Source organism: Chryseobacterium oleae (assembly GCF_900115055.1).
Lineage (GTDB): Bacteria > Bacteroidota > Bacteroidia > Flavobacteriales > Weeksellaceae > Chryseobacterium > Chryseobacterium oleae.
This window is the reverse complement of record NZ_FOVD01000001.1, coordinates 1,377,851-1,395,470: the sequence shown is the minus strand read 5'-3', so window position 1 is coordinate 1,395,470 and position 17,620 is coordinate 1,377,851. Positions and strand designations below refer to the sequence as shown.

The window sequence follows — 17,620 nt, the reverse complement described above, 5'->3', positions numbered from 1 at the left end:
TCATAAAATTTTCATATTTTTGCAACCTAAAATTTTAATCAATAATGAAGGTTACCGCACAAAACCATGATGACGTAAGTGCATTACTTACAGTGACATTGGAAAAATCTGACTACAAAGAAAAAGTAGAAAAGCAGTTGATTAATTATGCTAAAAATGCGCAAGTTCCTGGTTTCAGAAAAGGGAAAGTGCCTTTGAGTATGGTTAAAAAACAATATGAAGCAGGTATTGCATTCGAAGAAATCAACAAACAGGTTTCTGACGCATTGAACAACTACGTTAACGAAAACAAGTTAAGATTAGTTGGACAGCCTGTTCCTCAGCCAGTAAACCAATTGGACTACAACGCTGAACAAATTGAAGTTGGTTTCGAGGTAGGATATGAGCCTGAATTCACTATAGATTTAGCTAAATATGAAGCTCCTCATTATAAAGTAGAGGCTTCTGACAAGGAAATCACGAAGAGCATTGAGAACATGCAGAGACGTTTTGCGGAGCAGGTTCCTCAGGATAAAATCGGTAAAGATTCTTATATCGCTTTAGAGATTTCTCAGGTTGTAGAAGAAGATGCTGAAGGAGAGCACCACCACCCAAAGAATGCTACCATTACAGCTGAAAACAAAGAAGCTTTCAAATTGGTAAAAGCTTTGAAAATGGACGGTTCTGTAAAAGTATCTAAGGAAACTCTTGCATCTGACGAAGAATTAGCTAAAGAATTAGGATTCACTAAAGAAGAAGTTGAGCACTTACACCATGCTGAAGTAGAAGTTAAAGTAAAAGATTTCTATGCATTGAACTTGGCTGAACTGAACCAGGATCTATTCGACAAAGTATACGGAGAAGGAACAATTACATCTGAAGAAGAGCTTAAAGACAAAGTAAAATCTGAATTGGATGAGTACTTCCAGCAAAATGCTGACGTTCACTACGTGAATAAAGTATTGGAGCAGGTTACTGAAAAAGAAGAAGTGAAACTTCCTGAAAATTTCTTAGTAAAATGGTTAATATTCTCTAACCAGAATATCCAGTCTGAAGAGCAGGCTAAAGAAATCCTTGAAGCAGAAAAAAGCCAGTTAAGATACCAGATCATTGAAGGTAAATTAATGACGGATAACGAGATCAAATTAGACTATGCTGATGTATTGGCACAGGCTGAGCAGTTGGTGAAAAACCAATTGGCGATCTACGGAATTCACCACTTAGGTGACGAAGAAATCCAGAAATACGCTGTTGAGATGTTGAAAGACCAGGAGCAGGTAAGACAAATTTCTTCTGAAGTAGCTATGGCTAAACTAAAAGATGTAATCCTTGAAAAAGGAGGAAAAAAAGAAACTAAAATCTCTCACGACGAGTTTTTAGAAGAACTTAAGAAATAATTTATTTCGATATAAATATTTGAAAACCTCTGGGAAACCGGAGGTTTTTTTATGTCTGGTTTACAAGAGTTTTTATTTATTTAATCTGGATGCAGGATTAGAGTTTTTTGTTTTAATGAGGCTAAGAAAGTTGGAAGCTATCCGGATCTGAGGGGTTCTGTTAACCATGTCAAGGTTCAAAACCGTGACATGGCTACTCAAAGGCACAAAAGGAAATTCCACCTTTCAGTAAAATCCCAATTTTCGCCGCCCTGTGATTCTCTTTTCACAGGCCTGTTTTCTTAAAAAACCTTAAAGTATTCTTACAGGTATTATAATGTATCGGGGATAAGTATTCTTTGGCTTATTTGTTGTGGGCATTATTCATATATTTACATTTTAAAACTTATTATAGATATGAAAAAGATCATCATTCCGTTTTTCTGTGCCGTATTGTTTTCAGTTCCGGCAGCAGCTCAGCAGACCAGCGCAGCTCCCGCAAAGACGGAAGTCGTGAAATCTAAACTGACACCCAAAGAAATTGTTGACAATTATTTCAAAGCTTTAGGGGGTAAGGCAAAATTAGAAGCTGTAAAATCTACAGTAATTGATAACAGCCTTAGCGTTCAGGGGATGGATATCACCATGAGCACTACAAAAATGGGTAATAAATTCAAGTCCGTACAAACTGCAATGGGACAGACCATAAGTCAGGTTTTTGACGGTGAAAAAGGATATATAGACAGAGCAGGGCAAAAAACAGATTTCCCGGCTGAGAATATTGCTGAACTGAAAAAAGGAACAACAGTTGAGGCTTTAGGCTTTAATGCTGCTAACTTTCAGACCGCTACAGTAGAAAAACTGGACACTAAAGATTATAATGTATTATCTTCAGATAAAGGAAAATTTTACTTTGACGCGGCTACAGGACTTTTATATAAATCTACGGTAGGACAAGGAAATGTTATCGTAAAAAATTACACTACAGTAGAAGGATTGAAGTTCCCTTCTGAAGTAGATATTGATGGAAATGGCCAGAAAGTGACTATTAAAACGACAAAAGTTGTTTTAAATGCTCCTGTTTCTGATGCAGATTTTAAATAAAAAGAACCATTTTATACAATAAAAGCCGGATAATTTCCGGCTTTTTTTGCTGTCTGAATAATTTTAACTCAATTTTAACTATAATGTGAATTTTAACATTTCTTTACGTGGTGAATAAATGATACTTTTAATACGAAAATAAATTCAAATTATATGAAGAAAGTTTTATCATCATTTGCGGTCATCTTTCTGATGTCTTCAAATGTTTTCGGACAGAATATCCCTGTGGATTCTTCCGTGAGAATCGGTACCCTTTCCAATGGAATGAAGTACTACATCAAAAAAAACACATTACCTGAAAAGAAAGTAGATTTCCGTCTGGCGATCAATGCCGGATCTATTCTTGAGGATGAAAACCAGAGAGGTTTGGCTCACTTTATGGAGCACATGAACTTCAACGGAACCAAGAATTTCCCGGACAACAAACTTGTCGATTTTCTACAGTCTATCGGGGTGAAATTCGGGCAGCACCTGAATGCTTACACAAGCTTTGACGAAACCGTTTACATGCTTCCCGTTCCATTGGATAAACCCGGAAACCTGGATGCAGGACTGAAAGTAATGGAAGACTGGGCTTTTAACGCAACACTTTCTGATGCTCAAATCAACAAAGAAAGAGGCGTTGTTCTGGAAGAGCTGAGATTGGGTCTGGGTGCAGATAAAAGAATGGCTGATAAATACCTTCCTAAATTATTATACAAATCGCAATACGCAGACAGACTTCCAATCGGTAAAAAAGACGTGTTGGAAAACTTCAAGCCGGATGTGATCAGAAAATTCCACCAGGACTGGTACAGACCGGATCTGATGGCGATTGTAGTGGTAGGAGATATCAACGTAGACGAAGTTGAAAAGAAAATCAAAGACAATTTCAGCAAATATAAAAATCCATCCAAGCCAAGAGAAAGAAAAGTATTTGATCTGCCTAACCATAAAGAAACATTAGTAGCAATAGAAACGGACCCGGATGCTACCAATTCTATGGTTCAGTTCATTATGAAAGATGCTGATGCTTACAAACCGGATGTAACGGTTGAGCAATACAACCAGACTATTATCGAAGGTCTTTCTACAACGATGCTGAACAACAGGCTGAAAGAACTGATCAATTCAAATAACCCACCTTTTACATTCGGATCTGTATATCATGGAGGAACTTATGCAAGAAGCAAAGAGGCTTTCCAGGGGTTTGCCATGGTAAAAGAAGGAAATCAGCTGAACGCTTTGAAAGTTCTTTTGGAAGAAGTGGAAAGAGCAAAGAGATTCGGATTTACACAAACTGAACTTGACAGAGCAAAGGCGCAGATGCTGTCTAACCTTGAAAGATCTTACAACAACCGTGACAAAACGGAAAGCGATATGCTGGTAGACGAATATGTAAGAAACTTCCTGGAGCAGGAACCCATGCCGGGAATTGCCTGGGAATATGATGATACGAAAGCTTTTCTTCCTAAAGTTACTTTGGCGCAAACCAATGACGTAATCAAGAAAATGGTGAAAGATGACAGCAGAGTCATCGTGATCACCGGACCAAAAAAGGATAACGTTACAATGCCTACAGAAGCAATGGTTCTCAATACCTTTGAATCTGTAAAAATGGCGGATCTTAAGCCTTACGAAGAAAAAGCGGCGATTAAAAACCTGATAAAGCCTTTCAAATCTGAAGGGAAAATTGCTAAAACGGAAACCGATGCAAAATTAGGAACAACCACCTGGACATTGAGCAACGGAGCTAAAGTGACTTTCAAAAAGACAGATTTCAAAGATGACGAAATTGTATTTTCAGCAAGAAGCTTAGGAGGAAACTCTCTGATCTCCGATGCTGATTTTATCAAAACTCAGTTCGCTTTCGGAGCATTATCCGAAGCAGGAGTGGGCGGATTGTCAAAAGCGGATCTTACCAATTATCTTGCAGGTAAGCAGGTGAGTGTAAACCCAATGATAGGACCTTACTTTGAAGGAATTTCAGGAAGAACTTCCCAGAAAGATTTGGGAACCGCCATGGAGCTTACGTATGCTTATTTTACGGGATTAAATTACAATCCTGCAGCATTCAATGCTTACAAAGAAAAGCAGTCTGCTATGCTGGATAACCTTCTGTCTAATCCTCAGGCTTATTTCTCTAATGAGCATGCGAAATTCATGAACCAGAAGAACCCGAGATTCATCGGATTATTCCCAATGGAAAAAGATTGGGCCAATACAGATTATAAAAAAGCCTACGATATCTATAAAGAGAAATTTGCCAATGCCGGAAACTTCCAGTTCTATTTCGTAGGAAATATAGACGAGGCTACGTTCAAAGAGCAGGTGCTTCAGTATATCGGAAGCCTTCCGACAGCCGGTAAAACAGCAACGTTCAAAGATACAGGGTACAGACAGCTAACCGGAGATTATTCAAAAGTATACAAAAAAGGAAAAGATCCTAAGAGTATGGTAACGATCTCTTACAGCGGAGAAACACCTTATAACGAGAAAGAAGCGCTGGCTCTTGCAGCACTGGGAGAAGTAGCAACCATCAAAGTGATTGAAAAACTGAGAGAAGATGAAAGCGGAATCTACGGCGGCGGAGCGAGAGGAAGTATGAATAGAATCCCTTACAGTGCCTACAATTTCAGCATCAGTTTCCCTTGCGGACCTGAAAATGCGGATAAATTGACGAAAAGCGCCATTACCGAACTTCAGAAACTAATCGACAAAGGTCCGGAACAGAAAGACCTTGACAAGTACAAAGAAGGGGAATACAACGACAATAAAACAGAACTTAAGGATAATATGTTCTGGCTGAGTTCTCTTGCTAAAAACCAGTTGGATGGCAGCGATAAATACGACATCCTGAACTATCAGGAAAAAGTAAAAGCGCTTACCGTAAAAGATCTTCAGGATGTTGCCAAGAAATACCTTGCCAAAGGAAAAATCACAGCAACGTTGATGCCGGAAGACGGTTGGGAAAATACTAAAAAGGCTGATGCCAAACCTGCAGTAGTAGGTGCGTCAGTCACTAAATAATATTTTTCAGAATAATTGATAAAAGAAAAAACCGCAGATCAGTCTGCGGTTTTTTTTATTGGTTTAAGAGCCATAGGCTTTTTTCCATTCATCGGCAGCTTCACTAAGAACACCGTAAAACGCTTCACCGTATTTTCTGGTGAGAGGCGTTTTCAGGAATTTATAGATAGGAACCTGCAGTTCTTTTCCTAAAGCGCATGCATCGCTGCATACACTCCATTCGTGGTAGTTCAGGGCTGTGAACGTAGAATATTCTGTAACACGGATCGGGTAGAGGTGGCACGAGATCGGTTTTTGCCAGTCTACAGCACCATCTTCATACGCTTTTTCAATACCACACTTTGTAATTCCTTTTTCGTCAAAAGTTACATAAGCACATTCGCGGTCTTCTACCATGGGGGTCACGTACATTCCATCTTCCGGATCTGTAGTCCATGTTCCCTGCTCTTCAAGGGCTTTGATGCCTTCCTGGGTGAGATAAGGCTTTATTTTATCAAGAATACTGTCTAAAATCTCAAGTTCATCCTTATCTAAGGGAGCGCCTACATCTCCTTCCACACAGCATGCACCTTTACATTTCGTAAGGTTGCAAACAAATTCTTCGGAAAATATATCCTCTGAAATCAATTTATCGTCTATCTGAATCATAATCTTTAAAATAAATCAAAATACGTACCTGCTTTAAAAGCAATCAAACTTATAATGATAAGCCATAAGCCTACCTCCTGCATCCAGTATTTAGGCAAGAATCTCATCATCCTGCTCAGGATAATGCTCGACGGAAATGCCAGAAGCAGTAAATACTCATAGTTTTTATTCATATACAGAATAATCGTCACCAGCTGAGCCAGTGAGAAAACAAGCAGAAACGTATACTTATATCTGCTTATCGGGCTTTTTTTGTTATAGTTGGTGAAGTGGTCGTATACCGCATAAATCAGCATCAGTAAAATAGGAATCAGGGGAAAGAGATCCGTATAATCCGTCATAGGTTTCATTTTTCCAAACGGGAAATAATCTATATTCCATGAGGTAAAACTGAAAAAAAACATGATGGAGAAATAACTGAATGCAATTAATATGGTTCCTAAGAGAAATCTGAAGAGATTTAAGCTTATTTTTTGAGAAGTAGCAATCACGTGAACAATCACGAAAAGGGCCATGGGCCAGGTGGTGGGAAGGAAAATAAAATTCAAAGCAACGATGGCTCCTACCAGGACATACGACTTCTTTCTGATGTCTTCATCCGCACTCGTCAGGAGCAGAAGCAGAAAAGAATTGGTAAGCAAAGAAACCGCAATTCCAATGTCCAGATTTCCAGGATAAAGTCCGAAAATAAAAAATGTATACAGGAATAACGGCAGATGCGTCTGATAATTAAGCGCAATGCTGTGAAAACAAAAATATCCCAAAGCAATTCCCAGGAAAGTTACCCCGGCAATAACGGCTTCATATGTGTTGAAATTCAGTATGTTAAATATTATAACTACTAATAGAAGAAAACCAATATAAACAGGAATTGAAAAAATATTGCTTTCTTTTGAAAGTAATTTAAACATTTTTTATAAATTTGTACAAAGTTAATTTAAAAAAGGAAAATAATGACGTCTTTCTGGTTATTCTTAAGTAAAGTTTTCAAATGGGCCTTCGGTTTTTTTGATGCATTTGGAAATGTTCTAAACTGGATTTTATTTATCGTTTGCTGCGTACTGTTTACTTACTGGTGCTATGTATTGGTAGTAACTCTAGGTGGTGATAAAGATAAAGACTATTATTCTCCGACTGAGGGTAAGAACCCTTACTACGATCCAAAGATCTATAAAAAAGAAGGTTAATTAATTGGTTATATAGTAAAAAACCGATCGGACTTAGGTCTGATCGGTTTTTTTATTAACAGTTAAAATTTAATTCTTTCTAGTCGTGGATGGGAAGTACCAGTACCGGAACGGGTGAATCTTTTGTAAGCCCTTTCGTTAAGCTTCCTACAAAAACATCATAAATTCCACTTCTTCCGTGGGATCCCATGACGATATAATCTGCATTTTTAGCCTTGGCATAGTCCAGAATGGTGTCCTTGGCGATGCCCTGTTTTAAAAGGTGCTCGCAGTCTATATCCTGTGCTATAATGCGCTGCTCAATCTTATTCAGCTGTACCAGCTCTTCTCTGATCTCGTTGGCTTCTACCTCAGGAAAATATTGATATCCCATATCACCGATAGCAAAACCAATATCCGATGGCGCTACGTGAATCAGAAAGATTCTGCCGTTTAACTGTTTTGCAAATTTTACGGCTCCGTCTACAAGCTGTTCTGTTTTGTCCCCAAAATCTACGGGTAGTACAATATTTATCATGACCTCTAATTTTGTTATTCTAAAGGTAAGAAAAAAATGCCAAAATTTTATGTTAAATACTTATAATATTCGGATATCAAGAATTTTCTCATCTTTCAGATAAGCTTCCATGACGTCGTTTTCATTTACTTTTCCTACTCCTTTTGGTGTTCCTGTAAAAATAAGGTCACCCACTCTCAAGGTAAAATACTGGGAAGCAAAAGCAATGATGTCATCAATACTGAAGATCATATCTTTTGTATTACCATCCTGAACTTTTTCTTTGTTTTGCAGAAGTGAAAACTGAAGTCCTTCCAGATCATAGCTCTCTTTGTTGAAAAAGTTTCCTACTACTGCAGAACCGTCAAAACCTTTGGCAAGCTCCCACGGAAGGCCTTTCGATTTAAGTTCGCTCTGAAGATCTCTTGCCGTAAAATCTATTCCTAAGCTGATTTCATCATAATGTTTGTGGGCCACTTCTTTTTGAATGTATTTCCCACCTTTTGAAATCTTTACAACCACTTCCAGCTCATAATGTACATCATCTGAAAATTCAGGAATGTAAAAATCGTTTCCTTTTAAAACCGCTGTGTCTGGTTTCATGAAAATAACCGGTTGTTCAGGAATTTCGTTTCCTAATTCTTTCGCATGTTCGCTGTAGTTTCTTCCAATACAAATGATTTTCATAACTCTTAATTATTGATGTTTTATGTGTAAAGATGAAGTAATCTCTAATTATTTTAAATCTTAAATACTATTGATGCGTAAACTCATTCCCACAATAGTAACATACAAACTTCTGACTGGACAAAATGGAGATTCCAAAGAAGCTCGTCGCCCTGTCGTCTCTGTAAATGTGATTAGAACCGCATTTCGGGCATACAAAATCAAATGCCGGATCCTTGATGGTATGTTCTACCTCCAATGAATAGGCTTCATTGTCATTATAATCCTGAAGAATCTGTTTCGCTTTTTCCAGATCATCTTCAAACACCTGAAGCTGAATACCGCCCACAGCCTGTGAAAGCAGCCAGTCAGACTGGATGAGCTGTTCGTTGGCAATGAAACCGTTCACTCCGTTTTCGGCAAGGATCTGTTTGTCCCTGTTGGCTTCAAGGGCGGTTTCGTAAAATTTAAAACGGACCAGATCTGACATGTATTAAAATTTGCTTGATAGTTGAATTTTGGTGAAGACTTTCTTCGTGTACAACGGGAAATCCGCATTCTGAAGCCATCCGTAATAGCCTAAATCCTTCTGGAATACAGCTTTTACCACCTGACCTTTATATTTTCCAAAATTGAAAACAGCTTCCGTTTTATCATTATACCCGATGAATCCGGCAAGGTCAGCATTTTTATTATGGAACGTAAATTCACTTAAAGGAGCAATCTCATTCGGGATATCGTCATATTTTCCCACCTGTGCGTCCAGGACTTCGAAAGTAGCCATCACATCAGCCTCGGCAGAGTGGGCGTTTTCCAGAACCTTTCCACAGTAGAACTGATAGGCAGCTCCCAGGTTTCTTGGTTCTTTTTTGTGGAAAATAGTCTGTGCATCCACCAGTCTGAATTTACTCAAGTCAAAATCAATTTCAACTCTCAGAAGCTCTTCAGCCAGAAGCGGAACATCGAAACGGTTGGAATTAAATCCTCCCAAATCACTTCCTGCAAGCATTTCCATCACCTTTGGAGCAATATCTCTGAACGTTGGAGCATCCTTTACATCTTCATCATAAATTCCGTGTATTAAGCTGGATTCGTTGGGAATAGGCATTTCCGGGTTTACACGCCAGGTTTTGCTTTCTCTGGATGCATCCGGGTTTACTTTTAAAATGCAGATTTCTACGATTTTGTCTTTTCCGATATTCGTTCCTGTAGTTTCAAGGTCAAAAATACAAAGGGGTTTATGGAGTTTTAAATTCATTTCTTTAATTTGAAAATGGGTTAAAATAATGTGCTGATTTGATGATATGTTAATTCGATGATTAAAGTCTGACATCTGATGTCTGATATCTGACGTCTAACATCTATCCCAACTGTCTTTGAAAAACCAGCGATACTAATATATAATAAATAACAAGCATTGGAATCCCTACGATCTGAAATATAATCAGAATAGCAATTCCGCCACCTAATAAAATAACTTTCGGGTAATTGTCCTGCAGCTTTTTCGATTTGAATTTCATCGCCATCATCTTGATCGGGCTGATCAGAAGCCATGACGTGATAACCGTTAATAATACCAGAAACAATGCATTATCAAATAAGAATCCAAAAGTTCCGGTTTCTTTGAAAGCATAATACAGTCCAAACAGCAATACCGTGTTGGTAGGCGTATTCAGCCCTTTAAAATAATAACGCTGCTCCTCATCAAGATTAAAAATAGCCAATCTCAGACATGAGAAAATAGTCACGAGAAGACCAACATAACTGATGTCAAAAGGAAGATGTAGTCCTAAAATTTCATTTCCGAACGGTTCCAGAGCTTTATACATCGTAAGACCGGGAATCAATCCGAAACTCACCATATCCGCCAGAGAATCCAGCTGAAGTCCCAGATTGGAGTTCGATTTTACAGCGCGGGCCACAAACCCGTCAAAGAAATCAAAAATGGAAGAAAGAATGATACAGATGGCCGTTGTCTGGTAATCGCCCAGAATAAGATGTATTGCCCCTATACAGCCCGCAAATAAATTGGCAAGGGTCAATAAATTGGCAAGATTATTTTTTATGAAATTCATGTCACAAAAATACAGTTTTTCCAAACTTTATACCGAAATATTAGGAAGGAAAAAATACATTAATCGGTTTTTGATGTAAATTTGCCGAATGAAATTTTTTAAAGAATTTAGAAAACAGGAAGTTCTGGCACTTTTGTACCGGATTTTCTTAGCATACGTTTTTTATCAGATTGCCCGGCTTTTGTTTTGGTATTTCAATAAAGAACTCATCAAAGTGGACTCTGTTTCAGATTATTTCAACCTTGCGTTTCATGGGACCGCATTTGATACCACGGCGATCTTGTATGTGAATGCTTTGTTTATTCTGTTGAGCCTTGTTCCTATTGTTATCAATACCAGGAAAGGTTATCAGACTGTTTTGTTCTGGCTGTATTTTATCACCAACGGCATTGCTTATGCGATGAATTTCGGAGATTTTATCTACTACAAGTTTTCACAGGCAAGACTGACATCTACCGCTATGGAAGTAGCAAAACACGAATCCAATGTCTTCAAAGTATTCACAGTTTCTGTAGGGCAGCATCCATTTGTTCTGATATGGTTTGTCGTGTTAATGGCACTTTGGGTCTTCCTTTACAAAAAGGTAAAAGTGACGGAGCAGAAACCTTTAAAGCTTATTCCGTACTTTATCTGGTCGGTACTCGTTCTTTGTGGGACCGCTGTTTTGGTGGTGGGAGGAATCCGTGGTGATTTCAAACACAGTACAAGGCCCATCAATTTGGTGGATGCCAACCGTTTTGTAGTCAATCCACTTCAGGGAAATATCGTATTGAACAGTACATTTTCATTTTTTAGAACATTAGGAACCAATAATTTTAAAGAAGTTCATTTTGTAGACGAAAAGTTTATCACAGACAATGTTCAGCCTTACAAAATATACGATAGAAAAGTAGAGAACCGTCCCAATATTGTCATTTTTATTGTTGAATCTTTTGGTAGAGAATACTCAGGAGCTTTTAATAAAGATAAAAACATCAACGGTTACGTTTCCTATACGCCTTTTATAGATAGTCTCGCAGGGCAGAGTTTAATTTTTCCCAATACTTTTGCAAATGGACGACAGTCTATCCATGGGATGAGCAGTGTATTGGCGGGAATTCCAAGTCTTACAGATGCTTTTACAAGTTCACCGTATTCCAACCAGAAAATCCAGTCTATTGTTTCAGTTTGTAATGATCTGGGCTATGATACCTCTTTCTACCACGGAGCTCCGAACGGATCGATGGGCTTCCTCGGATTTGGAAATATCTTAGGATTTAAACATTATTTCGGGAAGAATGAATACAATCATGATGAAGATTTCGACGGAATGTGGGCTATTTGGGATGAACCGTTTCTGCAGTATTTTGCAAAGAATGTAGGGAAAAAACAACCTTTTATGACGACGGTATTTACAGCTTCGTCTCACCATCCGTTTAAAATCCCTGAGAAATACAAAGGAAAATTTAAAAAAGGAACGATAGAAATGCATGAGCCAATCCAGTACACGGATTACTCTATTAAAAAATATTTTGAAACCGCGAAAAAAGAACCTTGGTTCAATAATACCATTTTCGTGTTCACAGGAGATCATACCAACCAGATCGCTTACGGCGAATATGAAAAAGCTATGAACCGTTTTGCCGTTCCGCTGATCTTCTATTCTCCCAATCCGGAATACAATCTGAAAGGCGTGAATCCTGAAACTGCTCAGCAAATCGATATTTATCCTACACTGGCAGATCTTATCGGGTACAACAAACAGATCAGAAGCTGGGGAAGAAGTCTCGTGAGCGATAAAAAATACCCTTCTATCGTGGTGAATTCTGACGGAAGTTCAGAACAGTTCATCATCGGAAATCATATGTACCGGTTCGATGGAAAGCAGATCACAGGGATATACGATAAAAATGATCTCGGCTTTGAAAAGAACCTGATGGGCCAGTTGAAAACCCCGGAAACAGAAAAAGAAATGCAGACGGCGAAAGCCTGGTTCCAGGATTATATGGACAGGGTGATCAACAGGAAACTTAAATAAGTTTGAGAGTCGGAGGGTTTGAGAGTCGGAGCGTTTTAGGGTTGTAGAGTTTTTGTTGCTGATTGCTGGTTCGAATCCTGTACCCCACATTCCGGAACTTTGGCCTATCATATGCTTTGTATAATAAAAGTTTTTGTCTGTTTAAAATTTAATTTATACTTTTAGCAATAGATACATAACAAAAAACGTATATCGGAATTAAAACTATAAGAAATATGAAAAAATTATTATTAACATTCGTACTCTCTCTGTTTGGCGTATTATCGTTTGCACAGATTGAAGGGAAATGGAAGACTATAGATGATGAAACGAAGCAGGCTAAATCTGTGGTAGAAATCTTTAAAAAGTCAGACGGAAAGTATTACGGAAAAGTTTCCCAGTTGCTTATAAAGCCGGCAGATCCAAATTGCACGGGATGTAAAGACGACAGAAAAGGAAAACCAATCTTAGGCATGGAAATCATCAGAGGTCTTAAAAAAGATGGAGATGAATTTACAGGAGGAACTATTACAGATCCTAAATCAGGTAAAACATATAAGTGTACCATTACAAAAAGTGGTGACAAACTTAATGTAAGAGGATATATGGGGGTTTCTGTATTCGGAAGAACTCAGACCTGGGATAAAGTAAACTAATCAGGTTTAAATAAAATGATAAGACGGCATTTCAGCAATGAGATGCCGTTTTTTATTTTTTTTGAAAAAAAGATGTAACGAAAATAAAAACTTCCCACTCATAAAACATGAGCACAGAACTGGAAAAAACTTTTGTCGATTTTTTTAAGCCCAATCAGAGGCTTATCCACAAAATATGCAGGATATATACTGATAACGCTGAAGACCATGAAGATCTCTTTCAGGAAATTACAGTCCAGCTTTGGAGATCTTTTCCGGGATTTAAAGGAGAAGCCAAGTTCTCGACCTGGATGTATAAAGTCGCCCTGAATACGGCAATGACTCTTTTCCGGAAGCCTCAGAAAAAACAAATTCAGCATGCTGATATCGATGTGTCCACTTTAAAAATGGAATATGAAGCATACGAAGATGATGAGCACAAACTGAAAAGAATGTATAAAGCCATTCATGAACTGTCTGATGTAGAAAAGGCTTTGATCATGATGTATCTCGAAGATAAGCCTTACAGAGAAATTGGAGAGATCCTGGGAATAACGGAAGGGAATGCAAGAGTGAAAATGAACAGGGCAAAGAATAATTTAAAAACCAAAATAAACACAAAATAATATGGAAGATTTGGAACTTTTGAAAAAAGACTGGAATAAAGAAGAAGTGGAATTTAAAGACTATTCGGAAAACGAAATTTATTCCATGATCAGGCAGAAATCTATTTCTGTGGCGAAAACTTTATTCGTGGTTGGTTTGATAGAAATTATACTTTGGTCGGTGTACGGCTATATCAATGGTGCGTTTCCTTATTGGAGAATGATCTTGTTCTCCGGATTTGTCATTCTTATTGTGTTGTTGTTCCGCAGATTGAAAACCGGACAGGATTCTTTATCATTAATGAAAAACATTCTGAACCTGAGAAAGCTGATCTTCGGCTACGCAGGAATTTCCTTTTTTCTGGTTATTCTGGATAATCTGATTCATTTTGCTCTCTATACAAAAGAAGTGATGGCAGGTTCAAAAGACGGTTTTAATAGCGTTCATGATACTACAACCCATACCAATCCCGAAACGATGGTACCCGGAATGGGAAATTATGTACTATTTACATTCTGTCTGCTCCTCGGATTGTATATTTTGTATGTAACTTATAAAAGAACTTACGGTAAAATTCTGTCCGATCTCAGAAAAAACTACAGAGAACTGAGCCAGGCGGAAGAAAAAGCTTTTTAATTCAATAGATATTAAGGCTTCTCATTCAATGAGATGCCTTTTTTGTTATGTTAGTAATAAAAAAACACTATTTTTGTAGTCTAAATTTTTCAAATAAATATGGCAGAATATACTTTTCGTGAGGTAATTGCACAAGCAATGAGCGAGGAAATGCGTAAAGACGAATCCATCTTTTTAATGGGGGAGGAAGTTGCAGAATACAATGGTGCGTATAAAGCTTCAAAAGGAATGTTGGATGAATTTGGTCCTAAAAGAGTAATCGATACACCCATTGCTGAGCTTGGTTTTACTGGGATTGCTGTAGGTGCTGCGATGAATGGTAACAGACCAATTGTAGAGTATATGACGTTCAATTTCTCTTTGGTAGGTATTGATCAGATTATTAATAATGCGGCTAAGATCCGTCAGATGAGCGGTGGCCAGTGGAACTGTCCTATCGTTTTCAGAGGGCCTACTGCTTCGGCAGGACAATTGGGAGCTACACACTCTCAGGCTTTTGAAAACTGGTTTGCCAACGTTCCAGGATTGAAAGTAGTGGTTCCTTCAAACCCTTACGATGCGAAAGGGTTATTGAAAACAGCTATTCAGGATAATGACCCGGTGATCTTCATGGAATCTGAGCAGATGTATGGTGATAAAATGGAAATTCCTGAAGAAGAATATTACCTGCCGATAGGTAAAGCAGATATCAAAAGAGAAGGTACAGACGTTACTTTGGTTTCTTTCGGTAAAATCATGAAGCTGGCTATCCAGGCTGCTGAAGATATGGCTAAAGAAGGAATCTCTGTAGAAGTGATCGACCTTAGAACAGTTCGTCCTCTGGATTTTGATACCGTTTTAGCTTCCGTTAAGAAAACAAACAGATTGGTGATCCTTGAAGAAGCATGGCCATTTGGTTCAGTATCTTCAGAAATTACTTATATGGTACAGCAGAAAGCATTTGATTACTTGGATGCACCTATCAAGAGAATTACTACTCCTGATGCACCTGCGCCTTATTCAGCTGCATTATTTGCAGACTGGTTCCCTAAGCTTGAAAAAGTGAAAGAGGAAATCAAAAAAGCGATGTACGTAAAATAACTATTATAGAAAAAAACTTCCGAAAGGAAGTTTTTTCATTTATTCTATTCATGAAGAATAGTTCTTGGCCTCATAAAATTAGTATAAATTTGCGCGTTTAAAATAAATAAGCTGACATGGCAGACGTTACAGAAGATGGTTATCATTTTGACATAAAAAAACTTTCCTTTATGGGAGTTTTAGTCTCTCTCGGAATTGTTTTCGGAGATATCGGGACATCACCGCTTTACGTAATGAAAGCGATTGTGAATGCAAGAGATGGCGGTAGTAATATGCCTTTCAACGAATACATAGAAGGAGCTCTTTCCTGTATTATCTGGACCCTTACTCTTCAGACTACGATAAAATACGTAATCATTGCTCTAAGAGCAGACAACAAAGGAGAAGGAGGTATTTTGGCTTTATTCTCATTGGTTAAAAACCTTAAAAAAGGATGGCTGTATCTTATTGCTATCGTAGGGGCCGCAGCACTGGTTGCAGATGGAGTCATCACGCCCTCGCTTACAGTAATGTCAGCTATTGAAGGTCTTGAAATATATAATCCTCATACACCTGTTGTTCCTATTACAATCGGAATTCTGATTGTAATATTTGTGGTGCAGCAGTTTGGAACCAGCTTTATCGGGAAGTTTTTTGGTCCTGTCATGGTAGTTTGGTTCCTGGTTTTAGGTGGTCTGGGAGTAATGCATTTAAGCGAAAACTTCGAAATTCTGAGATCTTTCAATCCTTATTATGCGTACAAGCTTATTGTGAATTCTCCAAGTGCCATTGTTATTCTTGGTGCTGTTTTCCTTTGTACAACAGGAGCTGAGGCTCTTTATTCAGATTTAGGTCACTGCGGTGCCAAAAATATCAGAGTAAGCTGGGGATTTGTTAAAGTGATGCTTATCTTAAACTATCTTGGACAGGGAGCGTGGCTTTTAACCAATCATGCTAAACCAGGATTTTCTGTGGTGAACCCATTCTTTGGAATCATGGAAGAATGGATGATTGTACCGGGTGTAATTATGGCGACTGCAGCAGCTATTATTGCAAGCCAGGCCTTAATTACAGGTTCTTTTACCATCTTTTCTGAAGCGATGTCACTTAACTTATGGCCTAATCAGAAAATTGATTACCCTTCCGGAGTTAAAGGACAAATGTATATTCCGAGAATCAATTGGGGACTTTTGATCTTATGTATTATTGTCGTACTTCATTTCAGAGAATCTGGGAAAATGGAAGCCGCCTATGGATTGTCCATTACAGTAACGATGCTGATGACAACGATCCTGCTGGTTTTCTGGCTATTAAAACACAGAGTAAGCAAAGTACTAATCTTATTTTTCGCTTTAGTTTATATGGCGATTGAACTAGGATTTTTCAGTGCCAATATAATCAAATTCATGGAAGGTGGATGGATTACTGTAGTTTTAGCAGGTTCTATTGGTATCTCTATGTATGCATGGTACAACGGACGACTGATAAAAACAACATTTATACAGTTTGTAAAAATAGAGAAATACGTATCTATTATAAAAGATATGAAGTTGGATGAAAGCATTCCAAAATATGCAACCAACCTTGCCTACCTGAGCAGAGCCAAAAGAAATGATGAGGTAGAATCTAAAATCATCTATTCCATCATCAAAAAACAGCCGAAAAGAGCAGATCATTATTTTATATTAAGTATTGTCAATCAGGAAGATCCATATACGTTTAAATATACCGTAGACGAAATTCTTCCGGGAACTGTATACAAAGTCAATTTCCTTTTAGGATTTAAAGTAGACAGAAGAATTAATGACTATTTTAATATGGTATTGAAAGATCTTATGGCCGATGGAACCATTCCTTCAAGAAGCAGCCATCCGTCTCTGAGGGCCCATAATATCCCGCCGGATCTGAAATATGTGATTATAGATAATACGTATATTAACGATATACTTTTAACGGTTAAACAGAAGATTGTACTCAATATCTACAACTTTGTGAAGTACATCGGAAGCGATGATTTCAAGGCCTGGGGAGTATCCTCACACAACGTGGAAGTGGAGTCTGCGCCTATCACAGAACTTACGATTTATGACAACAAGATTGAGCAGTCTGGCTTCATCCGTCACAACTCTTAAAAGTTCGGGCAGCAAA

Annotated in this window: 17 protein-coding genes; 10 read left to right on the top strand and 7 right to left on the bottom strand. The window is 38.1% G+C overall.

Annotation, left to right across the window (positions count from 1 at the left end; all coding sequences use genetic code 11):
- Positions 1-44: 44 nt before the first annotated feature.
- The 3 genes from BM143_RS06330 to BM143_RS06320 all read left to right on the top strand — a co-directional run bounded on the left by BM143_RS06330 (position 45) and on the right by BM143_RS06320 (position 5,468).
- Entirely contained in the window at positions 45-1,376 is a 1,332-nt protein-coding gene (locus BM143_RS06330; RefSeq protein WP_090023715.1) for a trigger factor, read from the top strand.
- A gap of 396 nt (positions 1,377-1,772) precedes the next feature.
- On the top strand, positions 1,773-2,459 hold the full coding sequence (locus BM143_RS06325; protein ID WP_090023714.1) for a hypothetical protein: 687 nt from the start codon (positions 1,773-1,775) through the stop codon (positions 2,457-2,459).
- Positions 2,460-2,612: 153 nt separating this feature from the next.
- Positions 2,613-5,468 (top strand): M16 family metallopeptidase, encoded by a 2,856-nt coding sequence (locus BM143_RS06320; RefSeq protein WP_090023713.1) that lies wholly within the window; start codon positions 2,613-2,615, stop codon positions 5,466-5,468.
- A gap of 63 nt (positions 5,469-5,531) precedes the next feature.
- Here the strand turns inward: BM143_RS06320 and BM143_RS06315 are convergent, their stop codons facing one another.
- A complete protein-coding gene (locus BM143_RS06315) occupies positions 5,532-6,116 on the bottom strand; it encodes a DUF3109 family protein (protein ID WP_090023712.1) in 585 nt (194 codons plus the stop codon).
- Between the two features lie 5 nt (positions 6,117-6,121).
- Entirely contained in the window at positions 6,122-7,027 is a 906-nt protein-coding gene (locus BM143_RS06310) for a DUF6427 family protein (RefSeq protein ID WP_090023711.1), read from the bottom strand.
- A 42-nt stretch (positions 7,028-7,069) separates the two neighbouring features.
- On the opposite strand from BM143_RS06310, the gene BM143_RS06305 reads away from it, so the two are divergent.
- Positions 7,070-7,303, top strand: coding sequence for a DUF6341 family protein (locus BM143_RS06305; RefSeq protein ID WP_034731512.1), 234 nt, complete (start codon positions 7,070-7,072; stop codon positions 7,301-7,303).
- Between the two features lie 79 nt (positions 7,304-7,382).
- Here the strand turns inward: BM143_RS06305 and BM143_RS06300 are convergent, their stop codons facing one another.
- The 5 genes from BM143_RS06300 to BM143_RS06280 form a co-directional block, all read right to left on the bottom strand.
- Positions 7,383-7,820, bottom strand: a complete 438-nt coding sequence (locus BM143_RS06300) for a universal stress protein (RefSeq protein WP_090023710.1) — start codon at positions 7,818-7,820, stop codon at positions 7,383-7,385.
- Between the two features lie 60 nt (positions 7,821-7,880).
- Positions 7,881-8,486: a fumarylacetoacetate hydrolase family protein gene (locus BM143_RS06295; protein ID WP_090023709.1), complete on the bottom strand. Its 606-nt coding sequence runs from the start codon at positions 8,484-8,486 to the stop codon at positions 7,881-7,883.
- A gap of 67 nt (positions 8,487-8,553) precedes the next feature.
- Positions 8,554-8,955 carry a putative signal transducing protein gene (locus BM143_RS06290; protein WP_034731518.1) on the bottom strand — a complete coding sequence of 134 codons (402 nt, stop codon included), beginning with the start codon at positions 8,953-8,955 and terminating at the stop codon, positions 8,554-8,556.
- 3 nt (positions 8,956-8,958) lie between these two features.
- The gene (locus BM143_RS06285) at positions 8,959-9,723 is read right to left on the bottom strand and encodes a 3'-5' exonuclease (RefSeq protein ID WP_090023708.1); all 765 of its coding nucleotides are present in this window, start codon (positions 9,721-9,723) and stop codon (positions 8,959-8,961) included.
- A 103-nt stretch (positions 9,724-9,826) separates the two neighbouring features.
- Positions 9,827-10,540 carry a CDP-alcohol phosphatidyltransferase family protein gene (locus BM143_RS06280; RefSeq protein ID WP_090023707.1) on the bottom strand — a complete coding sequence of 238 codons (714 nt, stop codon included), beginning with the start codon at positions 10,538-10,540 and terminating at the stop codon, positions 9,827-9,829.
- An 88-nt stretch (positions 10,541-10,628) separates the two neighbouring features.
- Between BM143_RS06280 and BM143_RS06275 the strand changes: the two genes are divergently transcribed.
- The 6 genes from BM143_RS06275 to BM143_RS06250 all read left to right on the top strand — a co-directional run bounded on the left by BM143_RS06275 (position 10,629) and on the right by BM143_RS06250 (position 17,604).
- Positions 10,629-12,557, top strand: a complete 1,929-nt coding sequence (locus BM143_RS06275) for an LTA synthase family protein (protein ID WP_090023706.1) — start codon at positions 10,629-10,631, stop codon at positions 12,555-12,557.
- A 215-nt stretch (positions 12,558-12,772) separates the two neighbouring features.
- Positions 12,773-13,192 (top strand): DUF2147 domain-containing protein, encoded by a 420-nt coding sequence (locus BM143_RS06270; RefSeq protein ID WP_034731525.1) that lies wholly within the window; start codon positions 12,773-12,775, stop codon positions 13,190-13,192.
- Positions 13,193-13,299: 107 nt separating this feature from the next.
- Positions 13,300-13,797, top strand: coding sequence for an RNA polymerase sigma factor (locus tag BM143_RS06265; RefSeq protein ID WP_090023705.1), 498 nt, complete (start codon positions 13,300-13,302; stop codon positions 13,795-13,797).
- A 1-nt stretch (position 13,798) separates the two neighbouring features.
- The gene (locus BM143_RS06260) at positions 13,799-14,413 is read left to right on the top strand and encodes a hypothetical protein (RefSeq protein WP_090023704.1); all 615 of its coding nucleotides are present in this window, start codon (positions 13,799-13,801) and stop codon (positions 14,411-14,413) included.
- 99 nt (positions 14,414-14,512) lie between these two features.
- The gene (locus BM143_RS06255) at positions 14,513-15,493 is read left to right on the top strand and encodes a pyruvate dehydrogenase complex E1 component subunit beta (protein ID WP_034731527.1); all 981 of its coding nucleotides are present in this window, start codon (positions 14,513-14,515) and stop codon (positions 15,491-15,493) included.
- A gap of 116 nt (positions 15,494-15,609) precedes the next feature.
- Positions 15,610-17,604, top strand: coding sequence for a KUP/HAK/KT family potassium transporter (locus tag BM143_RS06250; protein ID WP_047450186.1), 1,995 nt, complete (start codon positions 15,610-15,612; stop codon positions 17,602-17,604).
- The last annotated feature ends 16 nt before the right edge of the window (positions 17,605-17,620 follow it).

Coding starts and splice junctions, on each gene's coding strand:
- BM143_RS06330 (WP_090023715.1), top strand. CDS start 45: ATGAAGGTTACCGCACAAAACCATGATGACGTAAGTGCATTACTTACA.
- BM143_RS06325 (WP_090023714.1), top strand. CDS start 1,773: ATGAAAAAGATCATCATTCCGTTTTTCTGTGCCGTATTGTTTTCAGTT.
- BM143_RS06320 (WP_090023713.1), top strand. CDS start 2,613: ATGAAGAAAGTTTTATCATCATTTGCGGTCATCTTTCTGATGTCTTCA.
- BM143_RS06315 (WP_090023712.1), bottom strand. CDS start 6,116: ATGATTCAGATAGACGATAAATTGATTTCAGAGGATATATTTTCCGAA.
- BM143_RS06310 (WP_090023711.1), bottom strand. CDS start 7,027: ATGTTTAAATTACTTTCAAAAGAAAGCAATATTTTTTCAATTCCTGTT.
- BM143_RS06305 (WP_034731512.1), top strand. CDS start 7,070: ATGACGTCTTTCTGGTTATTCTTAAGTAAAGTTTTCAAATGGGCCTTC.
- BM143_RS06300 (WP_090023710.1), bottom strand. CDS start 7,820: ATGATAAATATTGTACTACCCGTAGATTTTGGGGACAAAACAGAACAG.
- BM143_RS06295 (WP_090023709.1), bottom strand. CDS start 8,486: ATGAAAATCATTTGTATTGGAAGAAACTACAGCGAACATGCGAAAGAA.
- BM143_RS06290 (WP_034731518.1), bottom strand. CDS start 8,955: ATGTCAGATCTGGTCCGTTTTAAATTTTACGAAACCGCCCTTGAAGCC.
- BM143_RS06285 (WP_090023708.1), bottom strand. CDS start 9,723: ATGAATTTAAAACTCCATAAACCCCTTTGTATTTTTGACCTTGAAACT.
- BM143_RS06280 (WP_090023707.1), bottom strand. CDS start 10,540: ATGAATTTCATAAAAAATAATCTTGCCAATTTATTGACCCTTGCCAAT.
- BM143_RS06275 (WP_090023706.1), top strand. CDS start 10,629: ATGAAATTTTTTAAAGAATTTAGAAAACAGGAAGTTCTGGCACTTTTG.
- BM143_RS06270 (WP_034731525.1), top strand. CDS start 12,773: ATGAAAAAATTATTATTAACATTCGTACTCTCTCTGTTTGGCGTATTA.
- BM143_RS06265 (WP_090023705.1), top strand. CDS start 13,300: ATGAGCACAGAACTGGAAAAAACTTTTGTCGATTTTTTTAAGCCCAAT.
- BM143_RS06260 (WP_090023704.1), top strand. CDS start 13,799: ATGGAAGATTTGGAACTTTTGAAAAAAGACTGGAATAAAGAAGAAGTG.
- BM143_RS06255 (WP_034731527.1), top strand. CDS start 14,513: ATGGCAGAATATACTTTTCGTGAGGTAATTGCACAAGCAATGAGCGAG.
- BM143_RS06250 (WP_047450186.1), top strand. CDS start 15,610: ATGGCAGACGTTACAGAAGATGGTTATCATTTTGACATAAAAAAACTT.